The 23249-nt window shown below is 53.7% G+C and carries 25 protein-coding genes; all 25 read left to right on the forward strand.

Going from position 1 to position 23249, the window contains the following annotated elements:
- Window positions 1-15 precede the first annotated feature (15 nt).
- The 25 genes from flgB (at window position 16) to JIN87_RS16330 (ending at window position 23219) form a co-directional block, all read left to right on the forward strand.
- Window positions 16-396, forward strand: coding sequence for a flagellar basal body rod protein FlgB (gene flgB, locus JIN87_RS16210; RefSeq protein ID WP_200356637.1), 381 nt, complete (start codon window positions 16-18; stop codon window positions 394-396).
- A gap of 24 nt (window positions 397-420) precedes the next feature.
- The gene (gene flgC / locus JIN87_RS16215) at window positions 421-852 is read left to right on the forward strand and encodes a flagellar basal body rod protein FlgC (protein ID WP_200356638.1); all 432 of its coding nucleotides are present in this window, start codon (window positions 421-423) and stop codon (window positions 850-852) included.
- A gap of 46 nt (window positions 853-898) precedes the next feature.
- Window positions 899-1246, forward strand: coding sequence for a flagellar hook-basal body complex protein FliE (fliE, locus tag JIN87_RS16220; RefSeq protein WP_200356639.1), 348 nt, complete (start codon window positions 899-901; stop codon window positions 1244-1246).
- A gap of 32 nt (window positions 1247-1278) precedes the next feature.
- Window positions 1279-2847 (forward strand): flagellar basal-body MS-ring/collar protein FliF, encoded by a 1569-nt coding sequence (fliF, locus tag JIN87_RS16225; RefSeq protein ID WP_200356640.1) that lies wholly within the window; start codon window positions 1279-1281, stop codon window positions 2845-2847.
- A gap of 5 nt (window positions 2848-2852) precedes the next feature.
- Window positions 2853-3860, forward strand: coding sequence for a flagellar motor switch protein FliG (gene fliG / locus JIN87_RS16230; RefSeq protein WP_200356641.1), 1008 nt, complete (start codon window positions 2853-2855; stop codon window positions 3858-3860).
- Window positions 3838-4434 carry a FliH/SctL family protein gene (locus JIN87_RS16235; protein WP_200356642.1) on the forward strand — a complete coding sequence of 199 codons (597 nt, stop codon included), beginning with the start codon at window positions 3838-3840 and terminating at the stop codon, window positions 4432-4434. Before fliG ends, JIN87_RS16235 begins: the two co-directional genes overlap by 23 nt.
- Complete coding sequence (locus JIN87_RS16240) at window positions 4431-5753, forward strand: FliI/YscN family ATPase (protein ID WP_234033451.1); 1323 nt, start codon at window positions 4431-4433, stop codon at window positions 5751-5753. Before JIN87_RS16235 ends, JIN87_RS16240 begins: the two co-directional genes overlap by 4 nt.
- The gene (locus JIN87_RS16245) at window positions 5750-6190 is read left to right on the forward strand and encodes a flagellar FliJ family protein (protein WP_200356643.1); all 441 of its coding nucleotides are present in this window, start codon (window positions 5750-5752) and stop codon (window positions 6188-6190) included. The genes JIN87_RS16240 and JIN87_RS16245 overlap by 4 nt, the downstream gene beginning before the upstream one ends.
- A 5-nt stretch (window positions 6191-6195) precedes the next feature.
- Complete coding sequence (locus JIN87_RS16250; protein WP_200356644.1) at window positions 6196-6816, forward strand: MotE family protein; 621 nt, start codon at window positions 6196-6198, stop codon at window positions 6814-6816.
- Window positions 6817-6818: 2 nt separating this feature from the next.
- Window positions 6819-9233, forward strand: a complete 2415-nt coding sequence (locus JIN87_RS16255; protein WP_200356645.1) for a hypothetical protein — start codon at window positions 6819-6821, stop codon at window positions 9231-9233.
- 183 nt (window positions 9234-9416) lie between these two features.
- Window positions 9417-10199 (forward strand): PaaX family transcriptional regulator C-terminal domain-containing protein, encoded by a 783-nt coding sequence (locus JIN87_RS16260; protein WP_200356646.1) that lies wholly within the window; start codon window positions 9417-9419, stop codon window positions 10197-10199.
- A 309-nt stretch (window positions 10200-10508) separates the two neighbouring features.
- Window positions 10509-11021, forward strand: a complete 513-nt coding sequence (locus tag JIN87_RS16265) for a flagellar hook capping FlgD N-terminal domain-containing protein (protein WP_200356647.1) — start codon at window positions 10509-10511, stop codon at window positions 11019-11021.
- Between the two features lie 65 nt (window positions 11022-11086).
- On the forward strand, window positions 11087-12625 hold the full coding sequence (locus tag JIN87_RS16270) for a flagellar hook-basal body complex protein (protein ID WP_200356648.1): 1539 nt from the start codon (window positions 11087-11089) through the stop codon (window positions 12623-12625).
- 59 nt (window positions 12626-12684) lie between these two features.
- The gene (locus JIN87_RS16275; RefSeq protein ID WP_200356649.1) at window positions 12685-13209 is read left to right on the forward strand and encodes a flagellar basal body-associated FliL family protein; all 525 of its coding nucleotides are present in this window, start codon (window positions 12685-12687) and stop codon (window positions 13207-13209) included.
- Between the two features lie 23 nt (window positions 13210-13232).
- Window positions 13233-14264 (forward strand): flagellar motor switch protein FliM, encoded by a 1032-nt coding sequence (locus JIN87_RS16280; protein ID WP_200356650.1) that lies wholly within the window; start codon window positions 13233-13235, stop codon window positions 14262-14264.
- The gene (gene fliN / locus JIN87_RS16285) at window positions 14261-14515 is read left to right on the forward strand and encodes a flagellar motor switch protein FliN (RefSeq protein WP_157726066.1); all 255 of its coding nucleotides are present in this window, start codon (window positions 14261-14263) and stop codon (window positions 14513-14515) included. Before JIN87_RS16280 ends, fliN begins: the two co-directional genes overlap by 4 nt.
- A gap of 603 nt (window positions 14516-15118) precedes the next feature.
- Window positions 15119-15601 carry a flagellar biosynthetic protein FliO gene (locus JIN87_RS16290; RefSeq protein ID WP_200356651.1) on the forward strand — a complete coding sequence of 161 codons (483 nt, stop codon included), beginning with the start codon at window positions 15119-15121 and terminating at the stop codon, window positions 15599-15601.
- Window positions 15598-16371 (forward strand): flagellar type III secretion system pore protein FliP, encoded by a 774-nt coding sequence (gene fliP, locus JIN87_RS16295; RefSeq protein WP_200356652.1) that lies wholly within the window; start codon window positions 15598-15600, stop codon window positions 16369-16371. The genes JIN87_RS16290 and fliP overlap by 4 nt, the downstream gene beginning before the upstream one ends.
- Entirely contained in the window at window positions 16368-16637 is a 270-nt protein-coding gene (gene fliQ / locus JIN87_RS16300; RefSeq protein WP_200356653.1) for a flagellar biosynthesis protein FliQ, read from the forward strand. Before fliP ends, fliQ begins: the two co-directional genes overlap by 4 nt.
- Window positions 16638-16667: 30 nt before the next feature.
- Entirely contained in the window at window positions 16668-17435 is a 768-nt protein-coding gene (locus JIN87_RS16305; protein WP_200356654.1) for a flagellar biosynthetic protein FliR, read from the forward strand.
- A 3-nt stretch (window positions 17436-17438) separates the two neighbouring features.
- Window positions 17439-18548 carry an EscU/YscU/HrcU family type III secretion system export apparatus switch protein gene (locus JIN87_RS16310; protein ID WP_200356655.1) on the forward strand — a complete coding sequence of 370 codons (1110 nt, stop codon included), beginning with the start codon at window positions 17439-17441 and terminating at the stop codon, window positions 18546-18548.
- A complete protein-coding gene (gene flhA / locus JIN87_RS16315) occupies window positions 18548-20776 on the forward strand; it encodes a flagellar biosynthesis protein FlhA (RefSeq protein ID WP_200356656.1) in 2229 nt (742 codons plus the stop codon). Before JIN87_RS16310 ends, flhA begins: the two co-directional genes overlap by 1 nt.
- Window positions 20777-20791: 15 nt before the next feature.
- Window positions 20792-22126 carry a hypothetical protein gene (locus tag JIN87_RS16320; RefSeq protein ID WP_200356657.1) on the forward strand — a complete coding sequence of 445 codons (1335 nt, stop codon included), beginning with the start codon at window positions 20792-20794 and terminating at the stop codon, window positions 22124-22126.
- On the forward strand, window positions 22123-22395 hold the full coding sequence (locus tag JIN87_RS16325) for a hypothetical protein (RefSeq protein ID WP_200356658.1): 273 nt from the start codon (window positions 22123-22125) through the stop codon (window positions 22393-22395). Before JIN87_RS16320 ends, JIN87_RS16325 begins: the two co-directional genes overlap by 4 nt.
- Before the next feature lie 14 nt (window positions 22396-22409).
- Window positions 22410-23219 carry a FliA/WhiG family RNA polymerase sigma factor gene (locus JIN87_RS16330; protein ID WP_200356659.1) on the forward strand — a complete coding sequence of 270 codons (810 nt, stop codon included), beginning with the start codon at window positions 22410-22412 and terminating at the stop codon, window positions 23217-23219.
- Window positions 23220-23249 lie beyond the last annotated feature (30 nt).

Genomic DNA, 23249 nt, shown 5'->3' on the forward strand with positions numbered 1-23249 from the left:
TGCTCAGTGCGAGGCATGATAGATGACTTGATGCAGCGCGAAAATTACGTCCTGGCGAAAAAGCTGTTGGATGTGTCGCACGCAAAGCAGAACGCGATCGCCAGCAACCTGGCGAACGTGGAGACACCCGGCTACAAGCGCATCGACATCGCCACGGACTTCGAAGCGCAGCTAAAGAAGGTCGCTTCTGTTAATGACGTGAGCGGCATTAAAAACCTAGAGATTCGCACCGTGCAGGATCTCCACTCTCCAAGCGTCCGGGCGGACGGCAACAACGTCCAGATCGACCAGGAGATGCTCAGTATGCAGAAGAACGCCATCCAGTTCGAATTTCTCGCTAACTATACCTCGACTTCCCTCAACCGCCTGAAGACGGCGATTTCTGGACGGGTCTAATTTACAACTAGATAGGAACGCACCATGAACTTAATGCCAGGCATCGACTCGACGGCTTCCGCGCTGCAAGCGGAGAAGCTTCGCATGGACATCATCGGGCAGAACATCGCCAACGCCCACACGACCCGTGGTCCGGATGGCAAGCCTTACCAACGCCAAATGGTGCAGTTCGAAGCGAAGTTGCTCGAACTCGGCCGCGACGCCAGCGGTCAAATGAGGACTGCGCAAGGCGTGAACGTCCGCGATGTGATCGCAGACGAGAACCCCGGTCAGCTCGTTTTCAATCCCGGTCATCCCGATGCGGATGAGAAGGGGATGGTTAGACTGCCAAACGTGAACCTGACTCACGAGATGGTCGACCTCATTTCCGCGTCACGCTCTTACGAAGCGAATCTTCAAGTCGTGCGGACCTCCAAGCAGATGGCCCAGCAGGCTCTGAGAATTGGCAAGCGATAGTACCCCCTCCATTTCCTAATTTTCTCCACCCATACGCCCACCACCCATGATCGACTCTGTATCCAGTTTAGCAGCGCAGCAGCTTTTCAAGCAGAACCAGCTTGAGCACGCCAAGAAGCTGCAAAGTGTTGAGTTTCCCGGCCAAGCCCAAGGCCTGGAAAAAACAGGCGAAGCCAAGTCCTTCGATGGAATCGTCGGTAAGTTCATCACCGAAGTTGATTCGAAGCACAAGACGGCTGTGGCCGAAACCAACCGGATGTTGCTCGGCGAAACAGACAATGTTCACCAAGCCATGATCGCGAGCCAGGAGGCAGGGGTTGCTTTCAACATGATGGTGGAAGTTCGCAACAAGCTCGTTCAGTCCTACCAGGAACTGATGAAGATGCCAGTGTAGTTAACCTGAGAATACGATAGAGATTAGCTACTATGGGAACTCAATTTAAAGAAATCTGGCAGTCGCTCGGAGCGAATCAGCGCATTTCGCTCATCCTCGCAGGCGGACTTGTAGTGCTGGCGATGATCGGGATGATGATCTGGGCGGCAAAGCCGGATATGCAGTTGCTTTTCGGTAAGCTCTCCATGGAGGAGACCGGAAAGATCATCTCCAAGCTCGAGCAGCAGGGAGTTAAGTTTGAAACAGGAGCGGGAGGAAACTCGATCTACGTTGAATCCTCTCAAGTGCATAAGCTCCGTGCCGAACTCGCTCAAGAAGGGCTTCCAGCGGGCGGCAGTGGACCGGGCTTCGAGCTTTTCGACGAAGGGAGCTTCGGGATCAGCGACTTTGTTCAGCGCACGAATTTCCTTCGCGCTAAGCAAGGGGAGCTTGCTCGCACGATCTCGCAGTTTGATGGGGTTGAGTCGGCGCGCGTCATGGTGGTCATGCCTGAGAATCGACTGCTCGCACGTAGCGAAGGGCAGGATCGCCCAACTGCGTCAGTATTTGTGAACGGTGGTAATCTTTCTACCAATACGGTAAATTCGATTCGCCACTTTGTTGCGAACGCGATCCAACGTCTGAACGTGAACGACGTTGTCGTTGTCGACAGTATCGGAAATGTACTGAGCGAGGAACTACGCAGCGACGGGCTTGGCAGCGGAATGAACAGCGACGTCATGAAGTACCGCAAGTCGATGGAGAGCTACTTTACCAACAAGGTTCAGTCCATGCTCGATCGCGTTCTCGGAACGAACAGATCGGAAGTTCGTGTAGCGGTTGATATCGACACTTCTTCAGTGCAAACGACTGAAAAGATATTCGATCCGGAAGGTAAGGTCGCTCGCACGGTGACTTCGGACGAAGACACATTTAAGGAAAGCGAAACGAGTGGCGATGGAAGCGATATCACTGCTGGAGTTTCCTCCAATAGCCAAGGTGCCGGAACGACTGCGGCAACCTTCTCGACTCTGAAGGAACGCGAGGAGGACTCGAAGACCAAGACCGAGTCGTTTGAAATTAACGAGACGATTGTCAGCAGTGTGCAAAACCCAGGTTCCATTCGTCGCCTCACTGCTTCGCTCGTCGTGGCCAAGCATGTTGACGCCAGCGGAGCGGTCGTTTCCCGAACTGCGGAAGAATTGCAAGAGCTGGAAGATATCGTAATCACCGCGTTGGGCATTCGCTTGGCTCCAGGCGAGACCGCTGCGGACTTCGTGACCGTAAAGGAGATGACCTTCGCCCCGGATCCTTATGCGAACCACGAAGAGATGCTCCAGGAAGACGCGAACATGCAGCGTTATATCGAGATGGGCAAAAACGGCCTTGGTGCGGTGCTCGGTCTCGGCGTGATCATCTTTTTCATGCAGATGCTCAAGCGTTACAAGCCGGAGAAAATTTCTATCGAGGTGCTCCAGCCGGAGCAAATGCTGCAAACCCGGAAGATGGAGGACACCAGTGTCGTCACTCCGGAAATGCTTAATGAACTCATTCGCCAAAAGCCCGCCAATATCGGTGTTTCGCTCAGCGAATGGATTGGAGATGAAGTCGCTAAGAAGTAGTTGTCATGCCATCTGAATACAAAAGCCTTTCCCGCATTCAGAGACTTGCCACCTTTTTGGTGGTCATTGGTCCAGACGCAGCAGCTCATATTCTCAAGGAGTTTGATGATGAAGCGATCGAGCTGATCTGTAAGGAGATGACGAGCATCTCTGCGATCGAAGAGGATCTGCAGAAGGCGGCGGTCGAAGAGTTTTCGAGCTTCATTCTCTCCAGTTACGGATCCCTTTTGGGTGGTCCTCTGTATACGCGCCGCGCTCTCGAAATTGCCAAGGGCGACTTTAAGGCGACCAGCATTTTGGAGCGCATCGCTCCGACGAGTAACTCTGCCGAGGTCATCAAGGAAATCGAGCAGATGGAGCCGCGCCAGATCTTTAACATGATCAAGACAGAGCAGGCTCAGACCATCGCTTTCGTGCTTTCCTACCTCGAGCGAGACAAGGCGGGCCCTATTCTGGGGATGTTTAACCATGAAGTGCGCGAGGAAGTCATCGAGCGTCTTGGTATCATGGAGCCGACTTCGTTGGAACTGATCAACAAGGTCGCCAACTCGCTCTCTAAAAATTTGGATACGAAGCAAAAGACCACGCTCAACAAGAGTGGCGGTATTCGCATGGTGGCCGATCTGCTCAATACGCTCGAAAAGGAGGACAGCAAGTCGATCCTCACCAATATCGAAGAGCGCAACGCAGCTCTCGGCGCGGAGATTCGCAAGAAGATGTTCAGCTTCGAGGATCTGGCTCGTCTGGAGCTTCCAGATCTCCAGCGTATCATGCGCGAGGTGGATTCCGGCGATCTCATTATCGCCCTCAAGTCCGCTACCGAAACGCTCCGAGACTCAGTCATGGAGGCGGTTTCAAAGCGTGCGGCAGAAACTCTAAAGGAAGAACTCGAGATGATGGGGCCAGTCAAACTGACCGAAGTGGAAGCGGCCCAGGAGCGCGTGATCCAAGTGGTGCGCCGACTCGAAGAACAGGAGGAGATCAGCCTAGATGGTGGCGGCCAAACAGTCTAAGCGTAACGTGCTCGTTCTTGAAGAACGACTCGTTGGACTCGATGTCGCCTATGATGGTGCCTCGCGTGTGGATAACCTTGCTCACCAGCAGCAGGTCGAGACGTCCTACAAGTCTGGATACGAGGACGCTAGCTCTCAGTATAATCAGCAGATTTTGGATTTCCGTTCCGAAATCAACGCTCTGCGGGAAGGCATGTTTTCACAACTTGAGAATAAGTTTGTGAATATCGTCTCGGAGGCTCGCGAAGCGTTGATGACGCTAACCTTCGAGTGCGTCTCTCAGACCTTAGGTGGATACCAGATGGAAGCAGAAGCGATCGAGAAGATCGTCGAAGGCGTGGTAACCGAAGCAGGTCTCGACGATGAGCGTATGGAAGTGCGTCTCCATTCTGCGGATATTGCTTTGCTCGAAGAGCTCGACTCGGACTTGCGTGCGAAGCACCCTGGCTTGTCGTTTGTCGCGGATGACCTTCTTGGGCGAGGCGACTGCGTTTTGTCTAGCCGTTTTGGCAAGATCGACGGAACGATGGAAAACAAATTTGCGAAGCTACGGGAGAGCTTGCGTCCCTCATGAAACGCATGCTTCCAGATTGGGCATCCGATATCGGTATGCGTGTCGGCGCTCTGGATACGCTGAGCCATCTCGGTAAGGTGGCGCAGGTCACTGGTTTGATCGTCGAGTCTGAAGGCCCGCAAGCCAGTCTTGGTGACGTTTGCGAAATCACTTCTCCAGGCACGACGGTGAAGGTGCATGCGGAAGTCGTGGGCTTCCGTGAACAACGAATTTTGCTCATGCCGCTCGGCGATGTCGCCGGTGTGCATCCGGGGTGCGACGTGAAGTTGAGCTCCGGATTTAACAAGATCCCATCCGGCAACGAGGTGCTTGGTCGAGTCGTGGATGGCCTTGGTCGGCCGATTGATGGAATCGGCCCCATGCACTATCATGATCCGAGTTCGGAGACTGGTAAGGTACCAAATCCTCTTTTGCGTAAGCGGATCACTGAGCCGTTCAACACGGGAGTGAAGGCGATCGACTTGTTTGCTCCGGTGGGAGAAGGGCAACGCATGGGCGTATTTGCCGGTTCAGGTGTTGGTAAGTCGACTTTGCTTGGCATGCTCGCTCGCGGTTCGAATGCTGACGTCAACGTGATCGCTCTGGTGGGTGAACGTGGTCGTGAGTTGCGTGAATTTATCGAGAAGGATCTAGGTCCGGAAGGCATGGCTCGCACAGTGGTAGTGGTCGCGACTTCCGACCAGTCCGCTCCTATGCGTTTGCGTGCTGCGAATATGGCGACGGCGATCGCTGAGAACTTCCGTGATTCTGGCAAGAGAGTGCTCTTCTTGATGGACTCTGTGACACGTTATGCGATGGCCCAACGTGAGGTTGGTCTCGCAGTCGGAGAGCCGCCCGCGAGTCGTGGATACACGCCTTCTGTTTTTTCGACTTTGCCACGTCTCCTCGAGCGTTCTGGTAATTCTGACAAGGGAACGATTACTGCGTTCTATACGGTACTCGTGGAGGGTGATGATTTGAACGAGCCAATCGCGGATGCGGTGCGTGGTATCCTCGACGGGCACATCGTGCTTTCGCGTCAGCTTGCCACGGCTAACCATTTCCCGGCGATCGATGTACTAGAAAGCATCAGCCGTCTCCGAAACGATATCTCAAGTGAGGAAGAGCTCGCGACTGCGGGGATCGCTCGCGACTACCTCGCTATGTATCGGAAAAACGAGGACATCGTGAACCTCGGAGCTTATGTCCGCGGTGCGAATCCGAAGATCGATGCTGCGATCATCGCGAACGAACGAGTCATGGATTATTTGAAGCAGGGCTACAACGAGTGCGTGCCGCGCGAAGAGAGCTACCAAACGCTCGCTGGTTTGATTAAATGAAAAAGTTTACCTTCAGTCTCGATTCCTTGCTGAGCCTCCGCGATTTGGAGGAGCAGAATGCTCGCACTGCCTTGGCTGAGGTGAACGCTCAGATCGAGCGGCTTGACCAGCATATGAAACAGCTGGAGTCCTCGGTGGACGCCGTGTACCAATCTTGGGACGGAGAGAGCGGCCGCCGGTTCAATGCGATGGATCGCATGGGCCTCAGCTCGCAGGTTGCTGACTTGAAGCGTCAAGCGGCTGATGCCGAGCAAATGAAACAGCAGACGGTCGAGCGTCGCGCGAAAGCGATGCAAAATCTGCAGGAAGCCACGCGTAATCGGAAAGTGGTTACAAATTTGAAGGAAAAGCGGCTACAGGAATATCAAGCTGAGCTGCTTAAACAGGAAGCCAACGAAATCGAAGACATTTTTAACGCGCGGAGGGGCAATCGCTAGTCCTTATGAAGATTCTAAACAAACCCGTTGTACTCGCGATACTTGCCCTCCTTTTAATGGTGGGAACTCAGTTCGTGGCATTGAAGATGTATTGGTCGGAATTGTTTCCCGAGCCTAAGAGCAAGGCGTTGGTCGTCACTCGAGAGGAGCCGGAGCCCTTTGAGTGGGGGTTTGCGTCCGATTACATAACGAACTTGGAAGAGGAACTGAACCGCCGGATCGCTGCCTTGGAGGTGCGTGAGAGCGAGCTCGCGGAATACGAAGCGCGCTTGGGCGCGGATCGGGCGGAGATCGAAGAGATCAAGAGCCAAGTCGAGCTCATGCGTGAACATCTCCTGGAAGGCATCGTAAAGCTCGAAGCGGATGAGAAGGACAACCTCAAGCGCTTGGCGAAGACCTATGCTCTTCTGGACCCGGAGGCTGCGGTAAGCATTTTCAATGAACTAGACGATTCGACCGTGGTTAAAATTCTTTTCTTCATGGATTCGGAGACGGTGGGAGCCGTTCTCGAAGAAATGGTGACAGCAAATGGGAATGGCTCGGAGCAGGTGAAACGTGCTGCGAAGATTTCCGATATGCTCCGACTCTTTACGGATAACTCCAAAAATAATCTACAACAAACATAGCTATGCCAATAGAGCCTACCAGCGTATCCAAAACAGGGGTACGTGAAGTTGAACAGGCGTCTTCAAGCTTTAGTTCTTGGACGTCTAAGCAAGGAAGCTCTACCGGAGGCAAGGATCGCCCCACCAGTAACAGCATTTGGGAGAAGGCCATCAATGGCGCCCAGAAGCTTTTTGGTTCCCGTACCCCGGAACCACGTTCGCTCGAGGAAACGGGCGAGACCGATGAGTCGTCGGAAACGAGGGCCAAAACTGTACAAACTGAACCCATTGCCGAGTCCGTTCCTGGATTTGGAAGCAGAGGCTTCGGCCGTTTCTCCGCGTCCGCTTTTGGTGGAAACGCGTTTGGCTCCATCGCGACCTCTCGTGCAGCTCCGGAACCGCAGTTTGACGATGTGGATGCGAAGCCTGATTCGGGCTTCAGCGGAGGCTCGGCCAAGAAAGATTTTTCCGCGAAGTCGGAAAGCCAAGTTAAGCCGCGCGAGGAAAGTGTGGCTCCTAAAGAGAAACTCGTGGCGAAGGAAAGCGAGTTAGAGGACGAGGAGTCCGGAGATGAGCGAGTGAAGGCGAATGCGCCAGCCCGCCCGGTCGCCAAAATTGCGATGCCGCAGACTGCCTCGAGTATGCAGACTTCATCGGTTACTCCTGCTTCCGTCCAGGCTCAGGTCACACCTCAGAAAAACGTAAACGTGCAGGCAGTTGTGCCGGAAGGGCAGAAGGCTCCTGCGAACCCAACTGGCCAAGCTACTCAAGCGCCGGCAGTGCAGAATGGCCCCGTAGCTAGTCAGCAGTCGAAGGGAGCTCAAGCGCAGGCGACGACTGTCGCCGGAAAGCCAGCGACGCCAATGGCGACTGAAGCTCAGGCAAAGACGGACACCTCGACTCCAATTGCGAACGGTAACATCAAGCCGACTGGTTTGGCAGAAAACGCTGTGGTTGCTAAGCAGGCTCAAGATTCGACCAAGCCAGTTCAAACTCCCGTGGAAGCAGCGAAGGTTGTTAAAGAGCAGCCAAATCCGATTTTAGGAGACAAGCCGAACACTCCTGCTCGTGTTCCAAGCGCGGCTCCCGTGGCTAATCCTGAGCCTGCCGCTACGCAGACTCCAGGACAAGTCGCTGCTCGTCCAATGGCAGAGACGATTGGCCCAGAGAAGGGCAAGACTGAAGACGGGCTAGGATTTGACCTTTCGAAAGCGAAGGAAGGTATTTCGGAGACGCTGGCTCGTGCCACGAAACCGGTAGCCAGCAAGCCAGTTGCTAATCCTGCAAATATGCCAACCACTCCAGCTCAGCCAGGAGCGCAAGCAGGGCAGTCTCCCGTTTCGACCGAAACGCGGGACCCTCTAGGCAAGGCCATGGGGCTTGACGTATCTGGAACCCGACCGGGAGAAGGACTCGAAGGGAAGGAAGCTTCCGCCAATCGTGAGGCGAATCTGTTTGGACAACAAAGAGCCGCTTCTGCTCGTGCGGGAGCTGAGGGCGCGAGCCAGTCGCGCGTTGTGGTGCCGAGCGGCGATGGGGCTCCTATCGATGCGAAGGCAGCTCAAGCAGCTAGCCAAGCTCACTCGCTGCATGCGTCTCGTGATGCAGCGGCCGCTGCCGCAAGCCGGGCTCAGGCTCCGGCTGGTCAGGCTAAGCCTGCTGTAAGTAACAACGGCCAGACTACTACGACCGGATTGAACGGTGTTGCGGGAAATCAAGGCATGTCGACTGGCGTGAACGCCCAAAACGCGCAGCAAGGTGGATCCCAGAACCGTGACGGAGGTGATCCCGCTGCGAAACAAGATTTCAACGCCGCGATGAAGCAGGCAGCGAACGGGAAGGGCGCCGAGAAGGCAGGCGGAGATTCCGCACAAGCATTTGATGCCAAGGTAGAAGCGGCTGCGAACCGCCGCTCCGAGGCTGCCAGCAAAGCGAGCCAGACTTCTTACGTCAGCAAGACTGCTGCGGAGGTGAAGGAGACGATTGCTACTTTGACCAAGAGCATCGATCGCCTCGTCACTGACAAGAGCGGCGCGATGAATCTGAAGATCAACTTCGAAGGCGGGGGCAGTGTGAACCTCCGGATTTCGATGGATGGTTCCGCGGTAAGCACACAGATGACTACCGACGTGGCCGGACTCGAGGCGGCGATCAAGTCGAACTGGGCGGAGCTCGCCAATGACTGGAATCAGAAGGGGATCAAGCTCAACAGCCCGCATTTCCAGAATTCGGAATCCGGCAAGGAAAGCTCCTTCACGAACTTGAATGAGTTTGGTTCCAAGCAGGATCGTCAGGCGAATGGAAACGGAGAGGGGCGTGGCTCTTCCCGAGGCTCGCAGTCCCGCGGATTTGAAGAAGGCTCTGCTGAATCCGAATCCGGTTCCGCGAAAGCCTCCGACGAGGTGATTTCGGACAATGAGCTGAAGACTTACGCCTAAGCTAGAATTTTCGAACACGCGTACATTGTTCGAGACTGGAACGGGGATCCCATTTGGGGTCCCCGTTTCTTCTGTCCCCGCCTCGCCGATGCGCCCGCAACTCGCTCTCCCATTTTTGCGCAGAAATGAACGTAACGTTACGTAGCAAATTGCGCAGATGCCGGAAGTGGCTGTATTGCAGCTATGTCTGTATCTAGGAAATCTAAGTTCTTGCTGGAAATGTTGTTCGTTTTGGGGACGGACACTTTGCTCTCGGTTCCGTCTTTGCGGAAGTGTGTCGGGTACGGAGGAGGATGGGATCATGCCTCTTCCTTTGTGAGGCAAATGCGTTTGATCCAGGAGCAGGGGCTGCTGAGGGACGGAGAGCCAAGGAAATCGGACTGGATTCCGAAATTGACCGATAGAGGGCGTGCTCTCGTTGCTGATCAACTGGATCCGAAACATGAATGGGAGCAGGCGTGGGATGGAAGTTGGAGAACTTTGACCTTCGATATCGCGGCGAGCGAACGGAAGGAAAGACAACGGCTCGATACCTGGCTGAAGGATATGAGGTTCGGGCACTTGCAAGGGAGTCTATGGATCAGCGCTCGCTCTTATCGCGATTGGGGAGAGGAGCTGGAGTCCTTGGAATTGGACCCGCGTTCTGTGATATTTATGGAAGGGCAGCCTTTAGGGCGGCTCTCGGACGAGCTGATCGTTGAGCGATCTTGGGATTTCGAGGAGATCGGACTTCGATACCGCGAGTATTTGGAGTTTTTAGAGAAGAATCAGCCGAGCGAGGGCGAAGGAGATCCGGCGGAGTGCTTTGTTGATTGGTTTCGAATGGAGTCGCTTCTTTGGAGGCGTGTCTTGGAAGTCGATCCCTTGTTGCCGAGGTGTTTGCATCCAAATGGGTATCTAGGGAGGCATGCATGGGAGGCGAAACAGGCCGCTGTTGAAGGATGGAAGGTGCGACTCAGGGCGTAGGCAATCTGTAGTCATTTTGCAGGGAGCAGGGATGGAGGATGCTTGTGTGCGCAGTTTGCTACGTAACGTTACGTTCGTTTCTGCGCAAGGGGTTGGGTGTGGAGAGGGGGATATGCTTTCCGGGGGTGGGGCGGCAGATCTTGCCGCTTGGGGGAGGATATGATGTTGGATAAAAATTTGGTATTTTAAGTCGTTGATAAGAAAGGGTTAATGTATAGTTTATTTGGGTTGGCATCTGTGTTGCTAAGAACTGGTCAGTCAAAAACGTACGCGATCAAGAAGAACCCAAACACCGACTAAAAACCCGACATGCCAATCGATTCCATAGCTGGCGCTCAAAGCCTCGAGAATGTCTCGAATCTCAATTCCACTGGGACGGCGGAAGAGCGCGTAGAAAAGAAGGCCCTGGGTCAGCAAGAATTCTTCAAGTTGCTGACAACTCAGCTCGCGTCCCAAGATCCACTCGAGCCAATGGAGGATACCGCCTTCATCGCTCAGATGGCTAGCTTCAGTGAGTTGGAGATGACCTCCAACCTTACGAAGAGCTTCGATAACTTTACCAAGTCCCAGCAGCTTAACTCCGCTCAGGGCTACATCGGCAAGATGGTCTCCTTCCCAGGGGAGGCTCCAGGACTGGTGACTTCCGTTGAGTATGTGAACGACGAGCCGTTGCTTTTCTTGGACGGCAAGAACACCGACGGTCGCAGCGTGAACTCGATCACAAAGATCGAGCCAGCCCCAGGCGGAGAAATCAGCAGCTCGAACCAGTTGAAGAGTCTCGTCGAAGAGATCGTCAACCAGGTCAAGGGGCAGGACGGCTAGTCTCTCACAATTTCAAAAACCAACTTTAAAAACAGTAACCTTTTATAACCCACACTTAATAGATCATGGCATTCGGAGCACTCAGTAGCGGAATCAGCGCCCTCAACAGTTTCTCGAAAGGGATGGAGGTCATCGGTAATAACATCGCCAACGTTAATACCGTATCGTTCAAGTCTTCACGTATCAAGTATTCGGAGACGTTCAACCAAGTCCTCAAGCAATCAGCCCCTTCGCCGGCGAGTGGTGACCGCTCGAATGTCCAGGCTTCGCAGGTCGGTCTCGGTGTGCAGGTTGAAGGTATCGTGGGCCAGTTCCACCAAGGTGGACTCTCCTCGACCAACCAGCTGACGGACTTGGCGATCCAGGGTGAAGGTTTCTTCCTCGTTGAGGATCCGAAGACGAACACCCAGTACGCGACTCGTGGTGGCGATTTCCGTATCGACGACCAAGGTTATCTCGTGACCAGCGGCGGTATGCGTGTGCGTGGTTTGACGGGTGGTTCTATCGGTTTCGAAGTCGATGTCGACGCTGACGGCAAGATGAACTTCGTAGTGAATGAAGACACTCAGACCGGAACAATCGCTCCTTCCGAATACGATTACGTTCGCCTCGACTACAACGTGGGCGACGCGGAAGTTTATGACGAAGCTTTCAGAAGCGGCGGCCAAAAGCGTAACACCGTGATGTACACCAACCACCTGATCGGTGAAGACGCTGCAGGCGGAACGACTTGGGGAAGCATCTCTGTCGATCCGGGTACGGGCGTGATTGATACTTCTGCCACTGTTTATGGGGCGGACGCTGAGAATCCGCACCGCGTGGGCTCGCTCGTTTACAACGATATTGATAACCCGACCGAAGTGACCGGCGTCACCGGATGGCACTCGTTCATGAAGGAGGCGGTTTCCAATCTCAAGACGCTCCGTAACGTAAGTGAGCAAGGTAGCTTGTCAGGCGTGGTGACCGATGCGGAAATCGAGCAGGCGGTAAGTAGCGACTTCTTCTACGCGATGTTCGGAGCCGATCTCGATGCGAATGCAGCCGTCTCTATCGACGGTAACGCGGTCAGAAACCTTTTTGCTGATGTCGCCTCTGGCGGCGAATTGTCCTGGAAGTCGAACATCGACTCCGTCGCGACTGTTGACTCGATCATGGCGACTTTCCCGACCTCTATCGAAGAGGCTCGAGGTATCGTATCGTCTGTGACCCGTGAGCAGACTCCGGAGTTGAGCCGTTTCTCGATCGATGACGAAGGCGGTATCGTTTACTTCCTCAACAATGGTGACAGCTTTAACCGCGGCCAGATCCAGCTCGTCGACTTCAATGACAAGACGGCCCTGATTCGTGAAGGCCAGAACCTGTATTCAGCTTTTGGAGCTGCGGGCTTGAAGGAGAATCCTTACGGAAAGAATGAGGAAGGTCTCCAGATTGCGGGTACAAATGGACTCGGCATTATCAAGCAGGGCGCTCTCGAACTTTCAAACGTCGATCTGACTGGCGAGTTCGCCAACATGATCACCACCCAGCGTGGTTTCCAGGCGGGATCCCGTATCATCACGGTATCCGATGACATTCTTCAGGAAGTCGTAAACCTGAAGCGATAACCAACAACTAAGGTAACCTAACCTAAAGTAGTAGTAACAACCCCCAACGACTGATATAAATGGCAGAAGAACAACAAGCTTCAGAAGCCCCACAACAGTCCGCGAAGGGTGGAGGAGGTAGCGGGATGCTTCCCGCCCTCCTCGTCATCGTGCTCATGCCGGTGATCTCTTTCGCGATGTTCAAGTTCATGTTTCTTCCGATGATCAAGGCCGAGCTCCCCGAGCAGGGAGAGGAAGCTCCGATCACCGCGGAAGACCTCGACATCATGGTCGATGACTCGGGCGACGAATATAAGTATGCGTTTGAGCCAGTGGTCGCGAATGTTAAGGGGACCAGCCAGACGCGCTTCGTGCAGGCGGTGTTTACTGTCTACAGCCACAATCTGGAATTGGAATCGATCATGGAGAGCAAGCTGGACCGCTTGCGTGACCATGCCGACACCATCGTGGGCAATCTCACTTTGGCAGACTACGAGCGTCGCGAGAACAAGAACCTCGTTCGCAACCAGTTGAAGCAAGGCTTCAACCACATCGTTGGGAAGCCGGTCGTCGAAGACATCGCTCTCACTCTGGTAATCCAATAGGCGTATAACGACCGAACTCCTCCATGGCTGACGAAGAACAAAACGGCGCTAACGAAGGCGAACTGCTGAACCAAACCGACATCGACGCTCTTATCCAAGAGGCGATGGAGGAGCCGGAGGAGATTATCTATGATCCCGAAGGTAATAAGGTTAAGACCCCGAAGGGGACTCGCATCGAGCCGTACGACTTCCGGAATCCGATCTTTCTCACGGAAGTGGAGCTGCGTCGTGTCCGTATTCGCCACGAGGAGTTCATCCGCTACCTAGCGGCCCGTCTTTCCATTTTTCTCCGTCTCGAGTATTCGCTGAAGATGTCGCGTCTCTCGACGCTGACCTACAGCAAGTTCACCGAGACGATTCCGAATCCTGCCCACGTGGTGCTCTTCAAGATCGAGCAGCTTTTTGGGGTGGGGGTCATCGATATCAATCCACGACTCGCTCTCACCATGGTGGACCGGATGCTGGGGGGCAAAGGCCACTCGGTGCAAGGCGAGCGCTATTTGACCGAGATCGAAACCAATCTCGTCGACGATGTTGTCAGCATCGTGCTCGAGGAATGGTGCCGCCAGTGGAAGAGCGAGCAGGAGCTCGACACCACGATCATCGGTCACGAAAGCAACGGACGCTTCCTGGAGACTTCTCCGCCGGATGCGATCATGTTGGTACTCTCGATGGAAGCCGGAGTAGGGGACTGTTCCGAAACGATCCAGATCGGCCTGCCTTACTACACCCTCGAGCCGATCATCAAGCGCATGCACGAGGCGAAGGAGAAGGATCTTGGGCTGGATCTTACGACTTCAGAGAGCAGCTGGCAGTCGAGTTTCAACAACATCGACATCCCGGTCCAGGCTGAGTGGGATGGGGATAGCCTTACCACGAAGGAAGTGCTCAACTTGCGTCCTGGCGACGTGATCCGCTTCCCGAAGAGCGTGTTGAAGAACACGCGAGTCAGACTTTCAAACACTATAAAATTCACTGGAGAGATCGGCTTGGAGAACAACCGAGTCGGCGTGAAGCTTAGCAACAAAGTAGAAGAGGAATTGCCTGAATCATGAATATGCTAGAAGAGACGAAAGACCTTGGCCTGTTGATGGACGTGCGCGTGAAGCTCACCGTCCAGCTCGGATCCTGCCGGATGCCGATGCGTGAGGTGATGGAGCTCGTGCCTGGATCTGTCATCCAGCTTAACCAGGAAGCGAAAGATCCCGTCGGTCTCTACATCAACGACAAGCTCATCGCCTATGGTGAAGTAGTGGTCGTGGAAGATAATTTCGGCATCAAGATTACGGAGATGGCCAATGGCTAGTTCGCTGCGGGCGAACGCATAAGTATTTGATACACAACTGATATGTTAAGAAGCCGCGCCCTATTGGAGAAGGGCGCGGCTTCTTTGTGTGCGGATTGGTAGGGCGTGAGGCCCGGCACGCCGGATTGCACATTGGCGTCAACTTAAGCGCTAAAAGGCTCTTCATCTTCTTCTTCATCCGCTTCTTCATCGCGCTCGGAGAGCGGTGTTCCAGGATTGGAGTCTGTGATTTTAGAAGAAGATGAAGAAGGAGAAGCAGAAGAAGAACATTTTGGAGACGTTTTTCAGATAAGTTGACGTCAATGCGCATTGCATGAACATGAGGCAGCGGCGTGCCCGGCGGTCGCGCCCTACCATTTGTTGAAACGCAAGTTTCTCTTAGGGTGAGTACCTTATTTGCCGACCTCGCAAAAAGTGCCTAGTTCGCGGCTTGGGCAGTGTCTTGGGAGGGGCTAGGAAAAATCTGCCTATACGACCGTATTTTGAATAACTTAAATGTTTTTTTAGTTTTTATTCAACTGATATACAACGAGTTATGTTAGGTTTGTGAGCTTCTGGCATCGGCGTTGCTAAGAAAGCGGCGCACACAACCACCACAATCCTATGTCCTTCCGCACTCCTTACGCCGTACTGCTTGCCGCAGCGGCCTTATGCTTTTGCCAAGTCTCGCTAGCGATCGATGCAGACGAGGTGATCGACCCATCCCGCTCTTCTGAGGGAGCGAGTGAGGGATCCTCGGCGATGCAAGGGATCTTGTCGGGCAACTCGGCTTCTTCCGGCGCGTTGATCACGCTGATTGGTTATGCGGTCGTGATTGGTGCGGTCGCGGTTGTGGTTTGGTATTTGTTCAAAAGCGGCTTCATGCGGAAGTCGCTCGGCAAGGAGGGCGGCAAGCTCAAGATCGCGGAAACGCGTATGCTGGGAAATCGCCAGTTTATCTCCGTGGTCGAATATGGAGATCAGAAGATTCTCATCGGCGTGGGCCCAGGAAAGATCGACTACCTGACGACCCTGCAAAACAGCAGCGGAGAGTTTCCTCAGATCGAGGCGAGCAGCATTGGCGCTGAGCAAGGAGGGCAAGCGTGAGGCGAATTATATCCATATCTTGGATACTTTTGCTCGCTAGCGTTTTTGCGAGTGTGGCGTCCGGGCAGGACGCTCAAGACGCCGGGGCGGCTGGCTCCGGATTGCAATTGAGCCTGAACGTCGGCGGTGACGGTGGCGTGCAAGATGTGGGAGCTGCGATTCAAGTTCTCCTCTTGATGACGCTTTTGACCTTGGGACCTTCCATGGTCGTTCTGATGACGAGCTTCACACGTATCATCATCGTGCTCGGATTTGTGCGTACCGCGATCGGTGTTCCGCAAGCGCCTTCAAACCAAATCATCGTTGGGCTCTCGCTCATCATCACTTTTTTCATCATGCAGCCGGTTTTGACCGATGTGAATAACAACGCCTTGCAACCCTTGATGGCGAAGGAGATCACGACGCTAGATGCTTTCGAGCGTGGCGCGGCTCCGCTGCGCGAGTTTATGCTCAATCAGACGAAGCTTTCTGACGTGGAGTTCTTCTTGGATCTCGCGGATCTGGGACCGACTGCCGCTTCTGAGCTCCCGATGCGAATCGTGGTCCCCGCTTTTGTGATGAGCGAGATACGCACTGCCTTTCAGATGGGATTCAAAATCTTTCTCCCGTTCATCATGGTCGACTTCCTTGTCGGTACCACGCTGATGGCGATGGGCATGATGATGATGCCCCCAGTTGTAATTTCTCTACCGTTTAAGCTCCTGCTCTTCGTTCTCGTAGATGGCTGGACGCTTGTAATCAAATCTTTGGTACAAAGTTTCAATATATGAATATCGAAACCGCAATTGAACTCTTTCGTCAGGCTGTGACCAATGCCCTCATGCTGGTCAGTCCGATCCTGATAACGACCATCGTGGTTGGTTTGGTAATAAGTTTGATCCAGTCCGTCACAAGTATCCAGGAGCAGACGCTTTCGTTCGCTCCAAAGCTCTTCGCGGTTGGCGGTCTTTTGATCATCGGCTCCTCGTGGTTGATGAAAACTCTCATGAATTTCACCATCGAAGTGTACCAAACCATTCCTTCGGTTGGATTCTAAAATCGATTGTTAATAAGTATCCAATAACATATGACGATCGAATTGATAGGTCTGTTTTTGCTGGTCGGCATGCGAGTGCTGGGCCTCTTCATGGCAGCGCCTGTCTTCTCTCATAGAGCGATCCCCCTCGTGGCGAAGATCACGTTGGCTTCTGGTTTCGCCCTCATGGCAATGCCGATGGTCGAGATGGGAATAACTCTTCCGGAAACGGTTTGGGGGCTGGTTTTGTGGTTCGCGAAAGAGTTTGTTGTGGGCGCGATGATGGGGCTCGCGATGCGCATGGTATTCTTCGTTCTCGATTTTGCGGCCCAGGTGATCACGGTGCAGATCGGCCTGCAGCCAGGTCCGGAGATCGATCCGGCAACTTCCTCTAGTCAAGGCAATCCCTTGGGAACTGTGATCTACTTCTTTGGTTTGATGCTTCTGCTATCGGGAAGTGAATACGACATGTTGCTCGCGTTTATGCGCAGTTTCGAAATCGCTCCAGTTGGCTATTTCGAAGCGAACTCTTACGCGGCTGACTACCTCATCTTGAAAACGGTCGACATCTTTAAGATCGGTATCCTGATGGGGGCTCCGATTATTGCGGTCAACTTTATCGTTAATCTGGTTTTCGCGGTATTGGGCAAGGTCGTGCCAAAGCTCAATGTCTTCATTCTGAGTTTCTCAGTTCGTATCTTTTTCGGCACTACGGTGCTCGCTCTCACCATCGGTTTAATCGCTCACTATGCGTTGAACTTCATCGTTGAAACTCCCGAAATGATGCTTCGCTTCATTTTGTTCAGACCCCAAGTGTAAAAGATGGCGGATACTGATAAAGAGTCGAAAACTGAAGAGCCAACCGCGAAGCGCTTGGATCAAGCCCGTGAAGAGGGTAACTTGCCACAGGCTCAAGAGGTGGGAGTTATGTTTACTCTGCTGGCGGGTTTGCTGGTGGTTATGTTCGCAGGTCGTTCGATTGCGAACGATGTATTCAGTATTTCGGCATCTTTTCTTGGTAACCTAGGCGGCGACTCTCTTTCTCGGGACAACATCAGCTTTTTCTTAAGCGAGGTGGTTATCATGTTGGGCAAGCTCTCAGCTCCGTTTTTGCTGACTGCCATGGTGGCCGGAATTGTCTCTGGTGGATTGCAGACGAAATTCCGACTCACTCCTAAGGCTCTCGGGGTGAAGTTCAGCAAGTTGAGCCCGATTGCTGGGGTGAAGCGCCTCTGGGGTAAGGATGTACTCGTCAAGTTCGGTATCGATTTGCTGAAGATGGCGGCCATGGGGTTGATCCTTTGGGTGGCGATGCGGAAGATCGTCAAAGACCCGATCTTTTATGCCGAGGTCGATATCACTCATGTCGGTACCTTCATAACGGATACGATGATCTATGTCTTCATTCGTTTGGTGGCGGCTGTGGGCGTGATCGCTGTGATTAGCTATCTTTGGCAGAAAAAGAAGACCATGGACGACCTGAAGATGACCAAAGAAGAGGTCAAACAGGAGCGTAAGGATCAGGACATGAGCCCAGAGCTGAAGAAGGCTCGGATGCAGATGGCGTTCCGTCTCATGCAAGGTCAGATGTTGGGTGATGTTGAAACTGCGGACGTTGTAGTGACAAATCCAACACACTATGCGGTGGCTCTCAAGTACGAGCGCGGTGTGGACTCGGCTCCAGTCGTGGTCGCCAAGGGCGAGAATGCGTTCGCTCAAAGAATCAAGTCGGTAGCGGCAGAGCACGGAGTGCCCGTGGTCGAGAACAAGATGGTCGCTCGTATGCTTTTCAAGGTTTCACAGGTTGGGTCTGCCATCCCGATGGAGATGTTCCAGTCGGTGGCTGAGATCCTAGCGTTCGTATACAAGACGCACCGTTACTACTTCCACAAACTCAAGGCTCGTCGTGCCGAGCTCAAGAAGCGTAAATAATGGCAGAACTTTCACAGAATTTTACTCCGGCAAAACTGCTCGCTTTTCTAAAGAGAGGGGATACGGCTCTGGTTGCCTGCTTGTTTGGCACGGTTTTGCTGCTGGTCTTGCCATTGCCGCCATTGATGTTGGACGTGCTGTTGGCGGCGAGTATCGGAGCCTCTTTGCTGATCCTTTTGATCATCGTTTACGTCAAAGAGCCTTCTGAGTTCTCCGGATTTCCGACAATCCTGTTGGGAGTAACCATTTTCCGACTCGGGCTGAACGTGGCTTCGACCCGCCTGATCCTGCTCGATGGCTATGCGGGTAGCGTGATTGATTCCTTCGGTTCTTTTGTAGTTAGAAACAACTACCTGGTGGGAACTGTCATCTTCCTGATTTTGGTCGCGATCAACTTTATCGTTATCACCAAGGGTGCGGGACGTATCGCGGAAGTTGCCGCTCGTTTCACCTTGGACGCGATGCCTGGTAAGCAGATGGCGATCGATGCGGAGCTCAACGCGGGCATCATCGACGAGATCAAGGCGACTAAGCGACGCGAGAAGGTGCAAAAAGAAGCGGACTTCTACGGGTCGATGGATGGTGCGAGCAAGTTCGTTCGCGGGGATGCGACGGCTGGTATCCTGATCACTGCGATCAACGTGTTGGGCGGTATCGCCATCGGCATGTGGCAGCAGGGCATGAATTTCCAAGAGGCGTTGCAGACGTTCACGCTTCTTTCAATCGGTGATGGTTTGGTGTCCCAGATTCCGGCGTTGATCATCTCTCTGGCGGCCGCGCTTCTTGTAACTCGCAACTCTGGCGAGGACGAGGATCTCGGTTCGCAAATCGGTGGCCAAGTGGCTGCTTACCCGAAGGCTCTTGGCGTGCTGTCTGGTATGTTGGGGCTCTTCGGATTGATCCCGGGAATGCCTTTCCTGCCGTTCTTCATGATGTCCGCAGGCGTTGGCGCCGGGGCGTTGGCTCTCAATAAGGTGCAGAGCAAGAAGAAAGCTGAGGAGAAGTTGAAGCAACTAGAAGAGGAGGCTCAGGCGCGGCAGGGAGCTGCTCCAGGAGCGCCGCCTGTCGAAGATGGATCGAAGCATCTGCCGGCTGAATTTGAAAAACTAATTGAAGTAGACGTGTTTGCCTTAGAAATCGGATTTAATCTTTTGTCGCTCGCGGACAAGGCCCAAGGAGGCGACTTGTTGGAGCGGGTCACCGGTGTGCGTAAAACCTTGGCTAGCGAACTCGGCATCGTAGTGCCGCCGATTGCGGTTCGCGACAACATGGAGCTCGATGGTCAGGAGTACCGGTTCCTCTTGCACAACAAGGAGGTCGCTCGCGGCCAGGTGGTCCCGACGCGTTGGATGGCCATGAACGTGACCGGTAGCGAAACCGAGCTCAACGGCATCCCGACCAAGGAACCCGTGTTTGGTATCGACGCGGTTTGGGTCGACGAAGACGAGAAGAAGACTGCGGAAATCAATGGTTTCTCGGTGGTCGATTCTGCCTCGGTGCTCATTACTCATCTTTCCGAGTGTCTCAAGACGAACGCCCACCACCTGCTCAGCCGCCAGGATACGCAAAAGCTTGTCGACCACGTGGCGGAATCCCACCCAGCCCTTGTGCAGGAACTGCTTCCGGATCTCGTATCCGTTGGGACGATACATAGAGTGTTTCAGAATCTACTTAAGGAAGGCGTGGCCATTCGCAACCTAACCCTGATCCTGGAAGGCATAGGCGACTTCGCTCATATTTCTAAGAACCCGGATGATTTGTCCGAGTACGTTCGCCGTCGTACGGGAGAGTTTTTCGTCTCTGAATACGAGTCTGAGAAAGGGGTGCTCAAGGCGATTACCATGGATCCGCGCCTCGAGCAGGTACTGGCCTCTAAGGTGCAACGCACAAATACGGATTACACACTTTCCCTAGATCCGCAGCTCGCGCAGTACCTACTCCGGGAGCTTGCAATAAAGGCTAATGACCAGATCGAAAACGGTCTACTACCTATTCTTGTAACGGCAGCGGAAATACGCTTGCCCTTCAAACGATTCTTTGAACCGTCGCTGCCCAAGCTTAATATTTTAAGCTATCAGGAACTTCCATCTAGCACTGAGATTATGAATCACGCCATTGTCCTATTCCCGGATTTTGCTCAGAGCGATATGCAGGCCCAAGCTCAAGCGAATGGAGCGACAAATGCAGCGGCGGACGCCCCGATGGCCGCGAGCTTCCAACCTAACTAAGGAACCTGATTTTTCATGAGCCAAGACTCCACACCTGCAGGCACACAGATCAAGCTCCTCGTTAATACAGCGAGCGAGGCGGTCAGCGTCATCCGCGAGAAATATGGCGAGATGGCCCGCGTGCTTTCGGTCAAGCAAGTTGAAGCCGGCGGGCTTAAGCGACTTGTTAGCAAGCCGAAGCTGGAGGTGATCGTGGAGATCACAGGCGATGCGAGCTCGCCAAAGCCAGAGGCGTCTAAGCCGGCAACCCAAGAAGCTCAGGCTGCGGCTCCTTCTGCAGCGGCTCAGGAAAAGGCTCCTGAACAGCAAGCGGTCTCCGAAGAGCCAAGTGCGACTGCTCCTCTCAATAAGAGCCCGATAGGCGATCTGTATTCAAAAAGTGAATCAAGCGAGTCGTCAGGTGATTACTTTGCTCAATTTGAAGCCGAGACGCCAGCTCCGGAGTCGGAAGACGCAAAAGCTCCAGAGATTGCTCAAAGCGAAGCTCCTTTGGGGTCCGCGGCTAATCCGGTGCAGCGAGGAACTCTTGACGCAGTGCAGCGAGCGATCTCCATGTTGGAATCGATCGGCTTTGATCGGTCCTTGATCGAGCGCGTTCGCTCTGAAGTCGATTTTCGCGATATCGGAACTTTGCCGACAATGGATCTGTATGCCAAGATTTGCGATTGGCTACGTGTCCACTTTCCTCATACGGAAAGGCCGAACTTGAATCATCGGAGAGCCTTTATCGGCTGCAGTGGAGTGGGGAAGACTTCCGCTCTCTGTAAGATGCTGTCTGCGGATGTTTTTCTAAATGGATTGGCTCCTAGCGTGTTGAAGGTCGATTCCGATCTGCCGAACCCAAGTGACGGGCTAGAGGTATTCTGCGATATCATGGGAGTAGGGCTTGCTCGTTCTGCCAGCGAGGTTGGGGAGATAGGTCCGGAACGTCCTTTGCTTGTAGATATGCCCGGCTACAGTCTTGAGGATCGCAGCTCGATCGATTCGTGTCGTGAGAATTTGGATGCGCTCGGAATTGATGAGCGGATCCTGGTAGTAAATGCTGCCTATGAAGCGGAATTGATTGCCGACATGTTGGCGGCAGGCGAATCCATCGGAGCGAACAAGGTAGTGTTTACCCACGTAGAGGAGACCCGGAAAGCGGGCAAACTTTGGAAGTTTTTGTTAAATCGCCGGATGCAGCCTTTGTTCTTTAGTGAAGGCCCGAATCCAGCTGGTGAATACACTATGGAAACCTATAGCTACTTGCTGGAACGATCTTTCCCGAACGGGAGAGAATTGGCCGCTTCGGCCAAGCGTCGAGGCTCGGTAGCTGCAACTCAACCAGGAGGGGCGTCGATTAAGTCATGATGTACTCAATGCTCATGGGAGGGATGATTGGATTCATCTCAATGTTTCTCATCGGCTTGGCGGTCGGCAAAACTCCTCTTAGCGCCCTCGGGCAAGCCAGCATCGGAAGCTTCCTTTGCGGTCTGCTTTTCCTGTGGGTCGGACAAATTTGGATAAGGAATGTAAAGCAAATGCTCATGGAGAAGCGTCAAGCCGCCATTGCTGCGATGGCGGAGGCTGAAGAAAGAAGACAGCAAGATGCTAAAGAGCGCGGATCTAAACCCGTATAAATACCCAACCAACTATGAATGATATTAACGTGAAGGAGAGGAAGGACAGTTCAAAGGGGAAGAAAGCCCAGGCCGCCAAAGCCTACGGGGTGGGCGACTCTGCGAAGCCGCCTGTCCAGCAAGCGGAACTTTTCGAGACCTACATGCCCTTAGTGCGCTCGATTGTGGCCCGCATCAAAATCAACCTGCCGCCGCACATCGATGAGCAAGACCTGCACAGCGTCGGCATCACTGGCTTGATCGCCGCCCTCAAGAAGTACGACCCTGCCCAGAAGAAGTCTTTTGGCTCGTACGCGGCGATGCGTATCCGTGGATCGATCCTCGACGAGCTTCGTCGCATGGACTGGATGCCGCGTAACGCACGAACCAATTTCAAGAAACTCCGCGCTACGATCGAGGAGGTGGAGCAGCGCCTCGGCCGCCCGGCGACCGAGGAGGAGATCCGCAACGAGCTAGGCCTCAGCCATAAGGAGTACGACCAGTTGATGGCGGAGACGCGTCCGGTCAGCTTCCTGCCGCTCGACAATGCGGCTGCTGGCGGCGACGACGGCGAAGGGGCGGACCTTTACGAGGTGATCCCGGACGACAATGTCATGCCGGTCACCAACAAGATGGAGAAGGACGAGGTGACTCGTCTGGTTGCGGAGCGTATCAACCAGCTCCCGGAGACCCCGCGCAAGGTTTTGGCGATGTACTATTTCCAGGACATGCGTCTGGCGGAAATCGCTGAAGTGTTTGGACTTACGGAATCCCGTATTTGCCAGATCCACTCGCAGGCCATCATCAGTTTGAGAAGCTACATCACGAATGTGATGCATAAGTAGATTTCTTCATTCGCTGAGTAAAGTTCTCTC

The organism is Pelagicoccus mobilis, assembly GCF_016595505.1.
In the GTDB taxonomy this organism is placed as follows: Bacteria; Verrucomicrobiota; Verrucomicrobiia; order Opitutales; family Opitutaceae; genus Pelagicoccus; species Pelagicoccus mobilis.

Coding starts and splice junctions, on each gene's coding strand:
- flgB (WP_200356637.1), top strand. CDS start 16: ATGATAGATGACTTGATGCAGCGCGAAAATTACGTCCTGGCGAAAAAG.
- flgC (WP_200356638.1), top strand. CDS start 421: ATGAACTTAATGCCAGGCATCGACTCGACGGCTTCCGCGCTGCAAGCG.
- fliE (WP_200356639.1), top strand. CDS start 899: ATGATCGACTCTGTATCCAGTTTAGCAGCGCAGCAGCTTTTCAAGCAG.
- fliF (WP_200356640.1), top strand. CDS start 1,279: ATGGGAACTCAATTTAAAGAAATCTGGCAGTCGCTCGGAGCGAATCAG.
- fliG (WP_200356641.1), top strand. CDS start 2,853: ATGCCATCTGAATACAAAAGCCTTTCCCGCATTCAGAGACTTGCCACC.
- JIN87_RS16235 (WP_200356642.1), top strand. CDS start 3,838: ATGGTGGCGGCCAAACAGTCTAAGCGTAACGTGCTCGTTCTTGAAGAA.
- JIN87_RS16240 (WP_234033451.1), top strand. CDS start 4,431: ATGAAACGCATGCTTCCAGATTGGGCATCCGATATCGGTATGCGTGTC.
- JIN87_RS16245 (WP_200356643.1), top strand. CDS start 5,750: ATGAAAAAGTTTACCTTCAGTCTCGATTCCTTGCTGAGCCTCCGCGAT.
- JIN87_RS16250 (WP_200356644.1), top strand. CDS start 6,196: ATGAAGATTCTAAACAAACCCGTTGTACTCGCGATACTTGCCCTCCTT.
- JIN87_RS16255 (WP_200356645.1), top strand. CDS start 6,819: ATGCCAATAGAGCCTACCAGCGTATCCAAAACAGGGGTACGTGAAGTT.
- JIN87_RS16260 (WP_200356646.1), top strand. CDS start 9,417: ATGTCTGTATCTAGGAAATCTAAGTTCTTGCTGGAAATGTTGTTCGTT.
- JIN87_RS16265 (WP_200356647.1), top strand. CDS start 10,509: ATGCCAATCGATTCCATAGCTGGCGCTCAAAGCCTCGAGAATGTCTCG.
- JIN87_RS16270 (WP_200356648.1), top strand. CDS start 11,087: ATGGCATTCGGAGCACTCAGTAGCGGAATCAGCGCCCTCAACAGTTTC.
- JIN87_RS16275 (WP_200356649.1), top strand. CDS start 12,685: ATGGCAGAAGAACAACAAGCTTCAGAAGCCCCACAACAGTCCGCGAAG.
- JIN87_RS16280 (WP_200356650.1), top strand. CDS start 13,233: ATGGCTGACGAAGAACAAAACGGCGCTAACGAAGGCGAACTGCTGAAC.
- fliN (WP_157726066.1), top strand. CDS start 14,261: ATGAATATGCTAGAAGAGACGAAAGACCTTGGCCTGTTGATGGACGTG.
- JIN87_RS16290 (WP_200356651.1), top strand. CDS start 15,119: ATGTCCTTCCGCACTCCTTACGCCGTACTGCTTGCCGCAGCGGCCTTA.
- fliQ (WP_200356653.1), top strand. CDS start 16,368: ATGAATATCGAAACCGCAATTGAACTCTTTCGTCAGGCTGTGACCAAT.
- JIN87_RS16305 (WP_200356654.1), top strand. CDS start 16,668: ATGACGATCGAATTGATAGGTCTGTTTTTGCTGGTCGGCATGCGAGTG.
- JIN87_RS16310 (WP_200356655.1), top strand. CDS start 17,439: ATGGCGGATACTGATAAAGAGTCGAAAACTGAAGAGCCAACCGCGAAG.
- flhA (WP_200356656.1), top strand. CDS start 18,548: ATGGCAGAACTTTCACAGAATTTTACTCCGGCAAAACTGCTCGCTTTT.
- JIN87_RS16320 (WP_200356657.1), top strand. CDS start 20,792: ATGAGCCAAGACTCCACACCTGCAGGCACACAGATCAAGCTCCTCGTT.
- JIN87_RS16325 (WP_200356658.1), top strand. CDS start 22,123: ATGATGTACTCAATGCTCATGGGAGGGATGATTGGATTCATCTCAATG.
- JIN87_RS16330 (WP_200356659.1), top strand. CDS start 22,410: ATGAATGATATTAACGTGAAGGAGAGGAAGGACAGTTCAAAGGGGAAG.